The organism is Thermococcus alcaliphilus (assembly GCF_024054535.1).
Classification (GTDB): Archaea; Methanobacteriota_B; Thermococci; order Thermococcales; family Thermococcaceae; genus Thermococcus_A; species Thermococcus_A alcaliphilus.
The window spans coordinates 187,602-200,933 of record NZ_JAMXLV010000020.1; the positions used below are offsets into that span (position 1 = coordinate 187,602).

A 13,332-nucleotide genomic window follows, 5' to 3' on the forward strand; every position below is an offset into this window, starting at 1 on the left:
ACGTTTTTTCGACAATTAGCGATAAGAGCATATCACGGAGTAGGTTTAAAAGCTCAACTCTTTTATACTTCTTCAACAAAGAATAAAAAAGGTGATGCTCATGAAAGCATACATAAGCGAAAATGTGCAGGGTATTTACGCCTTTGATGGAGAAGGCAACCTAATAGGAAAAAGGATCTTCACGGAAAAACCGGAGATTGCACTTGATAAGCTCCTAAAGGGGGAGGTTACAGAAGACCTCACTACCCTCTTGGAAGAATTGAAAGAAAAAGGATACTCAAGTTTTGTGTTTGAACACCCAGGGCTAAGCAGGAACGTGAGGGAACTTGGCTTCGAATCTGAATTTGAATTCCCCAACTTAGCTGGAGAGAGGCTCAGAGAGAACCCGGAGGAGTTTCTGGGAAAAGAATGGTTCGAAAGATACTTCACTGTGGGAGTGGCCTTAACTAGAATTAGAATACAGGAGCAGAGCGGTGCAAGGGATAAAATGATAATTCAGGCTATAGAAGCGCTAGATGACATTGACAAGGTCATAAATCTTCTCGTCTCTAGACTAAGGGAGTGGTACTCGCTTCACTTCCCAGAGCTTGATGAACTTTTGCCCAAACACCCTCAGTACGTGAGTTTTGTTAAGAGCATTGGACACAGAGAGAACATCACAAAAGAGAACCTAGAATCCCTTGGATTGAGTGAAAACAAGATAGCAAAGATTCTCGAAGCAAAGGAGAAAACTATGGGAGCATGGATGGATGAGAAGGACATTAGGGTTATCCAAGACTTAGCAAAAGAAATTGACGATCTGTACAAGTTGAGAAGTGAGATCGAAGATTACATAGACAAGGCAATGGACGACGTTGCTCCAAACTTAAAAGCCTTGGTAGGGGCAAAATTAGCTGCAAGGCTGATAAGCCTCGCTGGAGGATTAAAAGAACTCGCAATGATGCCTGCCTCAACGATTCAAGTTCTCGGTGCAGAGAAAGCCCTCTTCAGACACTTAAGGAGCGGTGCAAAGCCGCCAAAGCACGGGGTAATCTACCAGTATCCAGCTATCAACAAGTCCCCATGGTGGCAGAGGGGTAAAATTGCAAGGGCTTTGGCTGGAAAACTGGCAATAGCTGCTAGGGTGGACTACTTCTCCGGCGAATACATAGCTGAGGAGCTCAAGAAGGAGATTGAGGCAAGAATCAAGGAGATCAAGGAGAAATACCCCAACCCACCAAAGCGCAAGGAGAAGCCCAAGAAAGAGAAGAAAAAGAAGAGGTTCAAAAAGAAGGAAAAAGGAAAGAAGTTTAAAGGAAAAGAGAAGAAGAAAAAGAAAAGCAAAGAGGGAAGCAGAAGGAGGTGAGATAAATGAACGTTAAGAAGCACAAATTCCCCGGCGTTTATGTCGTCATCGAGGATGATGGGAGCGAGAGGATAGCAACTAAAAACCTAGTGCCCGGTCAAAAGGTTTATGGTGAGAGGGTTATTAAGTGGGAAGGAGAGGAATACAGGATATGGAACCCAAATAGATCAAAACTTGCCGCTGCGATCCTTAATGGGCTTAAGAACTTCCCAATAAAGCCCGGAACCAATGTATTATACCTCGGAATAGCAAGCGGTACGACAGCTTCACACGTAAGTGACATCGTTGGCTGGGAAGGAAAAATATTTGGTATCGAGTTTTCACCAAGAGTCCTCAGAGAGCTAGTCCCCCTCGTGGAAGAAAGAAGAAACATAGTGCCCATTTTGGGGGATGCAACAAAGCCTGAAGAATACAGGGCTTTGGTGACAAAAGTAGATGTGATCTTTGAGGACGTTGCCCAGCCAACGCAGGCCAAAATACTAATAGACAACGCAAAAGCCTACCTCAAGAAGGGAGGCTATGGAATGATTGCCATCAAGAGCAGAAGCATTGACGTCACGAAAGAGCCGGAAGAGGTGTTCAGAGAAGTAGAGAAGGAGCTCAGCGAATATTTTGAGGTCGTGGAGAGAATCTCCTTAGAGCCATACGAGAAGGATCACGCGCTGATAGTTGTGAGAAAGCCTTGAGCTTTTCTTCAAAATTTTTCAACGTTTTTCAAAATGTTATAGAAAGAAAAGAATCAAAGCAATGGGTTCCTAAACTTTTTGCCTGGGTAGTATGCAACTCCCTCAAGCTCTTCCTCAATTCTAAGGAGCTGGTTGTACTTGGCGTTTCTATCACTCCTTGCTGGAGCACCGGTTTTAATCTGGCCTGCATTGAGGGCAACGGCTATGTCGGCAATTGTTGAATCTTCCGTTTCACCAGAGCGGTGGGACACAACAACCCCATAACCCGCTCTAAAGGCAAGGTAAGCGGCATCAATAGCTTCGCTGAGTGTTCCAATCTGGTTTACCTTGAGGAGCAGAGCGTTTCCAGCGCCCATCTCGATGCCCTTCTTAAGCCTCTTGACGTTTGTAACGAAGATGTCATCTCCAACGAGCTGGACTTTCTTACCCAGCTCCTTTGTGACCATTGCAAAGCCCTCAAAGTCCTCTTCTTGGACTGGGTCTTCTATTGAGACTATTGGGTAAGTGGAGATAAGCTCCTTGTAGAGATCGATAAGCTCTTCTCTCGTGTATTCCCTGCCCCCAACGACATAAACGTTCTTCTCCTCTTCATAGAACTCACTTGATGCAACATCAAGGGCAAAAGCTATCTCATCTCCGACTTTGTAACCGCTCTCTTCAATAGCCTTTACGAGGGCATCTAAAGGCTCGGTTACTTCTTTCATCGGTGGTGCAAAGCCTCCTTCATCACCAACGTTAACTGCTAACTTACCATATTTCTCCATGAGAATCTTCTTTAGGGTGTGGTATGTCTCGCTTACCATTTGAATGGCTTCTCTAAAGCTCTTCGCACCAACTGGCATGATCATGAACTCCTGAAAGTCTAAATCGTTACCCGCATGTGCACCTCCGTTGATAACGTTGCTCATCGGAACAGGCAGAACATAAGCGTTCGCTCCCCCAAGGTAGCGGTAGAGGGGCATTCCAAGGCTATTGGCTGCGGCTTTTGCAACGGCTAAAGAGACACCAAGAATAGCGTTTGCACCAAGGTTGCTCTTGTTTTCTGTGCCATCGAGCTCGAGCATGAGCATGTCTATGTCTCTCTGAAGCGTAACGTCCATACCAATTAGCTCGGGAGCGATTATCTTGTTAACGTTCTCAACGGCTCTCTTAACACCCTTTCCGTGGTATCTCTTTCCGCCGTCTCTAAGCTCTAGAGCCTCGTGAATTCCCGTTGAGGCTCCACTTGGCACTGCCGCCCTTCCCATAGCGACTGGGGTGTAGACATCAACCTCAATTGTTGGGTTTCCTCTTGAATCCAAAATTTCCCTTGCCACAATTCCAGTAATTTCGAAGGGGTTTTCCATTGCTTTCACCTCGGGTGATATTTGAGGTTTCTCTTTAAAGCTTTTTCACACAACCGGCGAGTGATCCACATTTTCATTCTCTGCAGAACACTTGCGGTATAGGTTCTCAAGTCTTTCCTCAATAGAGGGGTGATAGTTGAAAAAGTTGAACCACTTTGGAGTATTGCTCGGAATTTTGTTAAATCTAGCGATCTTTTGAAGAGCCGAGAACATTGCCTCCGTCCCCACAACCCTTGCAGCATATTCATCAGCCTTGAATTCATTTCTGAACGAAACATACCCTCCAAAAACGTAGAAGTATCCTATATACAGTATAGCGAATATCCCCACGAGTAGCACAAACGTTATCCTGAAGCCCATATTAACAAGAGAAAAGTTAAAAAACTCTTCCAAACGATCCAGGCCTTCAATGAAGCCAACAGCAATTGGAAACCATCCAAATGACACGGCAAAGTTTATCCAGAGGTGTTTTCCTTTTATGTGGCCTATTTCATGGGCAAGTATGGCCTTTACCTCCTCTGGCGTGAAGTTAGCAAGTAGAGGCTTTGTCAGGGTGATATACCTCCAAAACGGGAGGATTCCAGAAACCATTGCATTCACCTCTTCTCCACCAACTATCCTAACTCCCCTTACCTTGATTCCCAGAGAGGAACAAAACTCCAGAAGGTCTTTTTCTACCTCTTCATTTTTCTCTGCTTTTTCATAGAGCATAGAGATGTAAGGAAGGAATATATAAATGGCAAAAAGATAAACTGCAAAAGATAGGGCAGTTAAAGGCATACTGTCTCCTATCTTATCGGACAGAAAGAACCAATACAAGAGAGGCCATGAAAGCATCAAGCAAATGAATACTACAAGCATCAATACAACTCTCCAAGCGGGGATCTCCTCGGAACCAGGCACTTTTGGGACAACTTTTCTCTCAAAATTTACGTAAATCAAGGTAATAATGATTATGGCCAAAATACCCGGGCCAGAGAAAACTCCCAAAAATACTATAGGTTCTAGTTTGGAGTTTTCAAATCTGGCCAACAACGAATCAATACCTTCAAAGCCGAGAACCAAAAATGTGGATACCATAAGAATTAAAGCCAGACCTATAGAAATTAGCTCTCTTTTAATTAGTTTATATTTGAGCTCTTCCTCGGGTCGTTCTTCCTTCAAGACTCCTCTTCCGATAACCCAAGCAATTGGGATCGCGAGCAGTGGAAGAAATAGTGCTTCCCACTCCATATAATCCCCACCTCAAGAAGAACTCCATCTAACGTTTTTTAAAGTTTACTTTATTAAGTAGTATAAAAAGAAAGTTAAGATAAAAGGAAAGGTTCAACCGAGTTCAAAAGCCGTTTCAAATTCCTTATCCACAGGCTCTGCAGAAGTCAAAAGACTAACAAGCACCATGACAACTGCTGAGACGAGTGCACCACTAACGTAAATGTACTCCCAGTAGCTGAAGCTCACTATCCCAGTTATTCCAACAACCGCCGCTAATGAACCCGCTATCATTCCAAGTAAAGCCCCTTCTTTTGTTGCCCTTTTCCAATAGATTCCGAGTATCAACGGCACAAAGACTCCCGAGGTATAGATGTCGTAGGAGTATATAAGGAGCTCAACTATTCCCTGAATCGTAAGCGCTGCCACAAGCGCCAAAAGGCCTATGATTATTGTAGTCACTATTGAAAGTTTTAGCAACTTTTTATCCTCTGCTTCTGGTTCTATAAAGCTCTGGTAAAAGTCTTTAACTACGTGAGAGGTTGCTGCTGATAATAGGGAATCGGCAGTACTCATCACTGCAGCGAGGATTGCGGCAACGAATATTGCTCCCACTCCACTTCCAAACACTGTGATCACTAGTTTCGGCACTGCAGTCTTTGGTGAATCGATTATCGCTTGAGGATCATTAGAAAGGGCCAGTGCAAGCATTCCTGCAAGAGCTGGAAGGAATGACAAAGCCATAAGCAAGATTCCACTGTAAATTGCTCCCATTCTTGCAGTCTTCTCGTCTTTTGATGCAAAGAGCCTCTGGTAAAAGTCTTGCCCTATTAGAGTATACATCACCGTTGCTGCTAACGTTAGGGCAAAGAGCGAAACCCCAAGTGACATGAAGTTGAAGTATTCTCCGCTTGCTTGAGGCAGATTTGGAATTGATGAAAGACTCACTTTTAAGCCGTCAAAGCCGCCCACTTTGTTTAACCCAAGAACCACTGCAACCAAAACGCCAATGCTACCAAGTATTATTTGAATAAAATCTGTCAATGCCACAGCCCATAACCCCGAGAAGGCAGTGTAGGCTATGAAAATTAACGTGGCAAATACTGCTCCAGCAGTTCCCGGCAATCCTATGGCTTCAAACACTGCCGATGCTGCCCACACCTGCGCCCCAAGTATACCCACAAGGGCTAAAAGCGATAGCGTTGCTGCCAAAAGCCTTATTGCCTTACTCTTATAGCGCATCTCTAAGACATCTGGGACTGTGTACAAGGCCAAAGCACGCATAGGCTTTGCAAGGGTTATACCCAAGAGAAGAAGTCCCAGACCGCAGGCAAAACCGTACCAAATTCCTCCTAACCCGTAGGTGGCTCCCCAGCTAGCTCCTCCAAGGATGAAAGCCACCACCATAGTGAGTGGCTGCCAAAGTTGCGGTAGTTAATGCTAATCCAAGCCTTCTCCCGGCCACCAAAAAGTCGGCCGAGGTTTTAATGTACTTCCTTGCATACGCTGAAACTCCTAGCATTGCTCCCATGTACAAAACAAGTGTCGTCCAAACTACGCTCATTTTTCTGCACCTCTTGAAAGTACAAACCAAAGAGCTTTGAAAGATATTTAAAGTTTTTGGAAGAAAAATTGACAAAATGACAAAAAACGTCAAAACAAGAGTACCCACTCATTATGATTTCCATATGTTTTAAGCCCAAAAAAATTTGCTGGCAAAAGATTAAGAATGCAGCAAGAGCATTGTAATATAGCTCCCAAAATTGGAATGTCCTTGATTTAATTACAACACTAACATCCAATATATGACACAAGTTACAAAACAAAACCGAAAATCTTAAATATTCTACAATCCTTATGTTACTGGGTGTGATAGGACTAGTATTATTACTTTTTCTAGGGGGTGAGAGCAGTGGGGCTGATAATTGACCCGCATGTGTTACGATCATTACACAGAAGCGAGCTAAGGAAAAGGATACTCTTTTATCTAAACGAGATTTATCCTTCTGGGACTTATCTTTCGGAGATTGCCAGGGTTGTCAGATCTGATCCCTCAAACGTAAAGGGTGCCCTTGTTGGCATGGGTAACAGATACAATGGAGAAAGCTCTCTCGTTTATCTTGGGCTTGTTGAAGAGGTCAATCAAAACGGTTTTCGGTACTACAGGTTAACCGAATACGGAAAAAAAGTTGTAGAATTTCTAAAAACCTATCAAACATACTACACCAGATTTATGTGAGGTGCCAAAGATGGAAGATCAAATAAAAAAGTTTGACTTTAATCTGGAAACCCTAATTGATTTCTCTTTCTTTAATGTAATAAAGATAGGTCTTGAATTGGGAGTCTTTAAAAATATTGACAAAGCTAAAACCCTTGAGGAGCTTTTAAATTCAATAGATGTTCAAAATAAGCCCTATCTAAAATCACTCCTTAGCACATACTACGATCTCGGCATTATAGAGATTAACGAGATGGGAATAAGCAGTAAAAAATTCCTGAGGACGTTTCTTCTCGAATACGATAAGTTAAAGGATATAATTCCGGAATGGATTCCAATACAGGATAAGATCGTTGAAATGGCTAACTATGCGTTTTTGTCATTCGAAAACTCCAAGGTGATGATGGACTTTGACAAGGATGCAGACTTCTGGGACATTCGACTTTCGAACCCACTCAACACCCTATACCGGGAAATAATAGCCGAGGTAGGCAACCTCAGAGATGGCCTTAGAGTTCTTGACTTAGGATGTGGATCGGTTTCCCCAGTGGAGCTCGGAAAATACGTGGGTCCAAACGGTGAATACGTGGGTATTGACTTCTCTCCGGGACTTTTAAGCATTGCTCAGCAAAGGGTTAGAGATTTAGGCATGGACTGGGTAAGTTTAAAGGAGATGGACATAAGAAACGCAATACCAAAGAGAAAGTATGATGTTGTGATAATGAGCTTCGTGCTTGAGTACATCCCGGAAGTTCACCAGACTGTAGCAAAGGCGCTCGATTTCGTCGATGAGGGAGGAAAGCTGATAATAGTGGAGCCCTTCAGAGAAAACTTTGAAAACATAGCCGGCTGGGAGTTCTTTGAAAGGCTAACTAAAGAGTTCCACAAGTTCCCGAGAAAAGCCGATATAGTTGATGCCCTCGAATATTACGGAAAGGAAGCAAGGATAACGGAATACGGTAAGTCCATTCTTGTTCTTGAGCCCCTTTATTGATTTTTTACTATTCTTCCCAACTTGCATTTTTGCTCATTTGGTTTGCCTCTTTTTATAATTACTACCTGAAGTTAGTAGGTACCTACATATGTACCTACATGTGCAAAAACCAATGTAAAAACAAAAAATTGCTTTATATACAAACCTTTCCAGCATATATTGCAAAACTTCCAACGGAGGTGCCAAGAGATGAAGGAGATTTTTGGTAAGAAGAGGGGTGCCGTTGGTATCGGTACCCTGATAGTGTTCATAGCCATGGTGCTAGTAGCTGCAGTAGCCGCAGCAGTACTCATCAACACCAGCGGCTACCTCCAGCAAAGAGCAGAAGCAACAGGCAGGCAGACAACAAAAGAAGTCGCCAGTGGAGTGAAGATTGACAAAGTTACAGGACATGTAAACTCAACACACACCGGAATAGACAAACTTGCTATATATATTTCACCAAACGCAGGAAGTGAGGCAATTGACCTAAGTCAAGCCAAAGTGTATATAAGTGATGGAACCAACGCCTATGTACTTAGCTATAATTCCACTGCATTTACAGATGATAGCGCTTTTGACGGAAATGTCTTTGGAACTGCAGCGAAATATCCCACAACTAAAACATTTGGAATAATAGTAGTTCAAGATGCTGACGGCTCAGTCACATCAAGCAATCCAACTATTAATGCCGGTGATATTGTAATTCTCACCGTGGATGCAAGTTCCGTATTTGGCAGTGCAATCCCAACAAGAACCGAAGTCACAATCGAAGTTAGACCAGAATTTGGTGCTCCAGGTTACACCAAGGTCGTCACACCTCCAAGCTATGGAACCAATGACATAATAGAGCTCAAGTGACGCCAGCTCTTTTGATTTTTTCCTTACATTCTCTTTATTCCACCAACTTTTGGAGGGACCAGCAATGTCGTTCAGCTATTTGAAAGAGAAGTTCAAGAAAAAGCCAGAAGAACAGAAGGAAGAGGTTAGAGAGGATAAGCTGGAGCTTGCATTAAGTGAACAACCACAAGCAACAGAGGAGCAGAAGAAAGAGGAAGAAGAAAGGCTGACCATGGTAATGAACAGGTTAAATGAAATCGAAAACGAGCTTCCGAGAATAAAGGTAAACATCGACACCCTAAAAAGCCAGATTCAGGAGCTCAGGGAAGACATAGAAAAGCTCGACAAGACAATCAAAGACGTTATGATGCTTTATGAGGTCGTCTCCCAAGAGATCAATCCTTTCAGGGACTTAGAGAGTGAGAACCCAATAATGAAAGAAATCCACGAGTTAAAACAAGAAATAGATGACATTAGAAAGGAGATAGCCCAAATAAAGGCGGATCTAAGGCTGCTTGCCTACCACGGTGTTGATCTAGATAGGATAATCTATGAGGCAATTTCGGAGGGAGAAGCATGATCACTGAAAATGAAATAGATGCAAAACTACAGGAACTCCAAGGGAAAGTGCCAAGCGTCCTCATTAAAGACCTAAGGGACAAGCTGGTTTCAAAGATGGACATACTAACGCCTGAACAGGTTGATGTTATAATAAAGAAGGTGCTCGAGAACTATTCAAGCCAAGTTGAGAGGCTTAAGAGATTAGACAAAAGAATAGAGGAAATAGGAAAGTATCTAGAGGAGATAAGGGAAAAATTATCAGAAAACCGGAGCTCCTTTGAGAGAGTTGAGAATCAGAACACAGGAATCGTAGAAAATTCAACCCACTGGGAGCCACAAAGAATTGAGTTTGAAAGGGTTGAACCCCCGAAGGAGGAGAGGGAATTTGAAGAAGAAGGTAAGGGGGAGTTTTCAATGACTGAGGAAATCCAAATCCCTAAGGAAATAAGAGACGTGTTGATAACACCCACAAAAAACAGGGCAAGATTGGAAAAACTCCCTGATGATGCAGTCTCCACGATGATAGCCTTAAAATGGCTGGGATTCCTCATAGAGAGGGCTGGAATGCAGAATCTGGAGAATGTGCTCGAGTTTTACTATACAATAGGCTGGATATCCGAAGAAGTCCTTGAAACACTGCTAAAGTATGCAAACGGAACTAGACCTCACCAGAGAGAGCCAAACTGGAAGCCTGATGACAAGCTCACTATTCAGGATCACCTAATATCACTGCTGTTCATTGAAAGGTTAAGGGGTACAAGGATAACTCCAGAGGTGCTGAACTCCATTGAAAGGGAACTAAAGATGATGAACAAGATATTGGAACATGTTTATGGGGTTTAAGGGGATAGGGTATGGGATTCAGCGTATCTGCAAGCTTCGCCGTAATATTCATTGCATCAATCGTGGCGTTTGGAACGCTCTACTTATCCCTTGAAAACAGCTACCTCTCACTGGCGAATTCGGTGGAGGTGTATAAAGACTCGTTCATAAAGAGACAAACCTCCAGATTGTCCCTCGATAGCTACTCCTACAATGATCCAGGCTCAACTGCCTCGATATACTCCATAACGTTCAACGTTACAAACAACGGCTCCACCCTATCCCCTAAATATTGGAATTTCATTAGGGATGGAAGATTGAAAACTCCCGATGGCTCAACCCTCATCGTCGAAAACAAATCCTATCTCCTCCCCGGGGAATATATAAGCGTTACAACAACCGAGATTAAAGACAGCGATGTTCACAGCTTGGTGATAGCTACCGAAACCGGATGTTCCTTAAAGATAGAATGGAGATGGGTATGGCTAGATCAAAATCAGACGATAGGGGAGCCCTCTATAGTTGGAACCTCATGGTACTGCAACTAGGTGATTATCATGGCAAGTTCAGTGGTTTCAGAAATCATACTCTTCATAGTTTCACTCCTCGTTGCCGCAACGGTGGCAGGAGGGCTTTACGTTGTTACCCAAGACCTAGCCGATGGAATAACGTACCGTGGGACTGCAATAGCCCAAAATCTGAGAACCGACTTCACCGTGATAAACGACCCAGAAAACATTCCAATTTCCAGCGGAGCGTATGTGTTTTACATAAAAAACACCGGAAGTGAAGCCTTCCCTTTCACCCCCGACACAGTGGTAGTTTTCATCGACGGGAACCTCATACCAGCTTCAAATCTCACTTTAACCCCCTCATTATTGGCTCCCCATGATGTTGGAGAGTTAAAGGTAGCAACCACCCTATCAGCTGGATATCACAAGCTTGTGGTAGTGATTGAAAACGGAAAGCAGAGAGAGTTCATCTTCAAAATAGGGTGATGATCATGGCACATTTGCTGAAAATCCAGATACCTAACGATGAACTCCATAGGAGGCTTGGGGGTGGTATCCCCTCTGGAAGTATAATCCTAATAGAAGGTGATAGGGGTACTGGTAAGTCTATCTTCTCTCAACGCCTCGCCTATGGATTTTTGAGAAATGACGTTTCTGTTAGCTATGTTTCAACCCAGCTCACCACTCCGGAGTTCATAAACCAAATGGAATCGCTCGGCTATAGTGTGATCCCCTTTCTGATAAAGAGAAAACTGCTCTTTGTTTCTCTCTATCCCCTTCTTAGCAGTGTTTCTAAGCGAGAAAAATTCCTGCCCAGATTTTTGAGTGAGGAAAGGCTATGGGAAAAGGATGTTATTATCATAGATTCACTCGCGCCCATTCTACCTCCAAAATTAAATGAAGACCTGCTCAGGCAGTTTACCGAACATCTCAAAAAGCTCAGCGCCCTAAACAAGGTAATAATACTAACTTTAAGCCCCAACGGCATAGACCCTTCTACCCTTTCCGTACTGGAGGAGATTTCTACAATGCTGATAAGACTCCAAGTCAAGGTCTTTGGTGGGGATCTAAAGAACTCAGCGACCATTGTTAAGTACAACAACGCCATGGGGATTTTCCAGAAGATAATTCCATTTAGAGTCGAACCAAAGGCAGGATTTATCGTAGAGATAGCCGCGGTGGTGTGATATGGCCGAAAGAATCAGTGAAACCCTTGAAACTGCAATGGCAAGAAATCCCCACCTAAGGGAATACGTTGAAGACTTCGTTAGGAAATACGGTAAGATGCCCGAATTTCATGTCCAGCTCAGCAGAGACATGAAGGAGATAAAATACCCGAACATAATATATCCCGTTGGAGATCCAATTTTTGTCCACATTTATGGAGATCCAAAAACCGAGAAGAGGTATATCGTGATAGAACCCCGAATCCAAAATGCAGAGGAAAAGGCAAAGTACGAGCTGATAAAAGAAAAAATTCTTGAGCTGGCTCCCACCAAGGTCATTCCAGAAGAAAGGGAAGAATTTGAGATATTCTTAGACGAGCTCTATAACGAAGCCCTAAAGAAACTCAATGGTAGGGGTTTATTCTCCAGGAATAGTGTAAAGCTGACTCAAAGAGAGATAGAAAAGTTTAGATATCTGCTGAAGAGGGACATAATTGGTATTGGACCTCTAGAGGTTTTAATCAGAGATCCATATATCGAGGATATACACATAATCGGTGCCGACTATATCTCCCTAATCCATAAAATCTTTGAAGCACTTCCTACGAACATAACTTTTGAGAGCAATATAGCCCTTGCGGATTACTTTAAGGCATTGAGTGAAAGAATTGGAAGACCGGTAAGCGACAAAAACCCGATTGTTGATGGAACCCTCCCAGATGGGTCAAGAATAAACATCATATACAGCCCAGACGTTAGCATAAAGGGCCCCTCAGCAACGATAAGAAAATTCTCCGCAACTCCTTTGAGCGTTGTTCAACTCGTAAAATGGAACACATTCTCAGCTGAAATTGCCGCTTATCTGTGGCTTGCCTTGGAATATGGAATGAGTATCTTTGTGTGTGGTGAAACGGCAAGCGGAAAAACAACGACTTTGAACTCTATCATTCCTTTCATAAAACCCCAGGCGAAGATATTCACTGCTGAAGACACTCCAGAAGTTGTTGTGCCACATCCAACATGGCAGAGGCTAACGACAAGAGAAAGAGGACCCGAGGAGAGCAGAGTAACACTCTTTGACCTTCTTAAAGCTGCATTGAGATCAAGACCTAACTACATTATAGTTGGTGAGATAAGAGGTGCAGAAGGTGCTATAGCATTTCAAGCAATGCAGACCGGACACCCAGTTATGGCAACTTTCCACGCGGGTGATGTCAAGAAGATGATACAGCGTTTCACTGGGCACCCAATAAACGTCCCTGTAACTTTCATAGATAACCTTAACATTGCCCTCTTCCAGCAGGCAGTTTATGTAAGGGGGAGGTTCCTGAGAAGAGTTCTCAACGTTGTGGAAATAGAGGGCTACTATGAAGAACTCGGAGGAGTTGCTACGAGGAGTGTTTTTGAATGGGATTCAGTCAGCGATAAGCACATCTTCAGAGGAATGAACAACTCCTACATTTTGGAGAGAAAAATAGCGGAAGTAGCTGGCTATGAAGATCCAAAAGACATCTACAACGAGCTGTTTTTGAGGGCAAGGATAATCCAGAGAATGGCGGAGCTGGGAATAACGGACTACTGGGACGTCTATAGAGAGATAAAGAACTTCTATGAAAAGGGCATTCAAGGATTAAGCTTTAGGCTTTAGGTG

Annotated in this window: 15 protein-coding genes; 11 read left to right on the top strand and 4 right to left on the bottom strand. The window is 43.3% G+C overall.

The window, feature by feature from the left end; all coding sequences use genetic code 11:
* The first annotated feature begins 100 nt into the window (after positions 1-100).
* A complete protein-coding gene (locus NF859_RS05670; protein WP_252743391.1) occupies positions 101-1,345 on the top strand; it encodes a C/D box methylation guide ribonucleoprotein complex aNOP56 subunit in 1,245 nt (414 codons plus the stop codon).
* Positions 1,346-1,350: 5 nt separating this feature from the next.
* Entirely contained in the window at positions 1,351-2,031 is a 681-nt protein-coding gene (locus NF859_RS05675) for a fibrillarin-like rRNA/tRNA 2'-O-methyltransferase (RefSeq protein WP_252743392.1), read from the top strand.
* Between the two features lie 53 nt (positions 2,032-2,084).
* On the opposite strand, the gene eno is transcribed toward NF859_RS05675, so the two are convergent.
* The 4 genes from eno to NF859_RS05695 all read right to left on the bottom strand — a co-directional run bounded on the left by eno (position 2,085) and on the right by NF859_RS05695 (position 6,153).
* Positions 2,085-3,377: a phosphopyruvate hydratase gene (gene eno, locus NF859_RS05680; protein ID WP_252743523.1), complete on the bottom strand. Its 1,293-nt coding sequence runs from the start codon at positions 3,375-3,377 to the stop codon at positions 2,085-2,087.
* Between the two features lie 45 nt (positions 3,378-3,422).
* Positions 3,423-4,610, bottom strand: a complete 1,188-nt coding sequence (locus NF859_RS05685) for a M48 family metalloprotease (protein ID WP_252743393.1) — start codon at positions 4,608-4,610, stop codon at positions 3,423-3,425.
* 93 nt (positions 4,611-4,703) lie between these two features.
* The gene (locus tag NF859_RS05690) at positions 4,704-5,996 is read right to left on the bottom strand and encodes a sodium:solute symporter family protein (RefSeq protein WP_252743394.1); all 1,293 of its coding nucleotides are present in this window, start codon (positions 5,994-5,996) and stop codon (positions 4,704-4,706) included.
* Entirely contained in the window at positions 5,965-6,153 is a 189-nt protein-coding gene (locus tag NF859_RS05695) for a hypothetical protein (protein ID WP_004069207.1), read from the bottom strand. The genes NF859_RS05690 and NF859_RS05695 overlap by 32 nt, the downstream gene beginning before the upstream one ends.
* A gap of 354 nt (positions 6,154-6,507) precedes the next feature.
* Here NF859_RS05695 and NF859_RS05700 point away from each other — a divergent pair, with 354 nt between their 5' ends.
* From NF859_RS05700 to flaI, 9 genes are all read left to right on the top strand, one after another.
* Complete coding sequence (locus NF859_RS05700) at positions 6,508-6,828, top strand: helix-turn-helix domain-containing protein (protein ID WP_289846438.1); 321 nt, start codon at positions 6,508-6,510, stop codon at positions 6,826-6,828.
* A gap of 10 nt (positions 6,829-6,838) precedes the next feature.
* Complete coding sequence (locus tag NF859_RS05705; RefSeq protein WP_252743396.1) at positions 6,839-7,801, top strand: class I SAM-dependent methyltransferase; 963 nt, start codon at positions 6,839-6,841, stop codon at positions 7,799-7,801.
* Positions 7,802-7,990: 189 nt separating this feature from the next.
* Complete coding sequence (locus tag NF859_RS05710) at positions 7,991-8,641, top strand: flagellin (RefSeq protein WP_252743397.1); 651 nt, start codon at positions 7,991-7,993, stop codon at positions 8,639-8,641.
* A 64-nt stretch (positions 8,642-8,705) separates the two neighbouring features.
* Positions 8,706-9,200, top strand: a complete 495-nt coding sequence (locus NF859_RS05715) for a flagella accessory protein C (RefSeq protein ID WP_252743398.1) — start codon at positions 8,706-8,708, stop codon at positions 9,198-9,200.
* Positions 9,197-10,024 (top strand): FlaD/FlaE family flagellar protein, encoded by an 828-nt coding sequence (locus NF859_RS05720; RefSeq protein ID WP_252743399.1) that lies wholly within the window; start codon positions 9,197-9,199, stop codon positions 10,022-10,024. Before NF859_RS05715 ends, NF859_RS05720 begins: the two co-directional genes overlap by 4 nt.
* An 11-nt stretch (positions 10,025-10,035) precedes the next feature.
* On the top strand, positions 10,036-10,551 hold the full coding sequence (locus NF859_RS05725) for a hypothetical protein (protein WP_252743400.1): 516 nt from the start codon (positions 10,036-10,038) through the stop codon (positions 10,549-10,551).
* 9 nt (positions 10,552-10,560) lie between these two features.
* Positions 10,561-11,001 (top strand): archaellum stator protein ArlG, encoded by a 441-nt coding sequence (arlG, locus tag NF859_RS05730; RefSeq protein WP_252743401.1) that lies wholly within the window; start codon positions 10,561-10,563, stop codon positions 10,999-11,001.
* Positions 11,002-11,003: 2 nt separating this feature from the next.
* Complete coding sequence (gene arlH / locus NF859_RS05735; RefSeq protein ID WP_252743524.1) at positions 11,004-11,702, top strand: archaellum protein ArlH; 699 nt, start codon at positions 11,004-11,006, stop codon at positions 11,700-11,702.
* A 1-nt stretch (position 11,703) separates the two neighbouring features.
* Positions 11,704-13,329, top strand: coding sequence for an archaellum flagellar ATPase motor FlaI (gene flaI, locus NF859_RS05740; protein ID WP_252743402.1), 1,626 nt, complete (start codon positions 11,704-11,706; stop codon positions 13,327-13,329).
* Positions 13,330-13,332 lie beyond the last annotated feature (3 nt).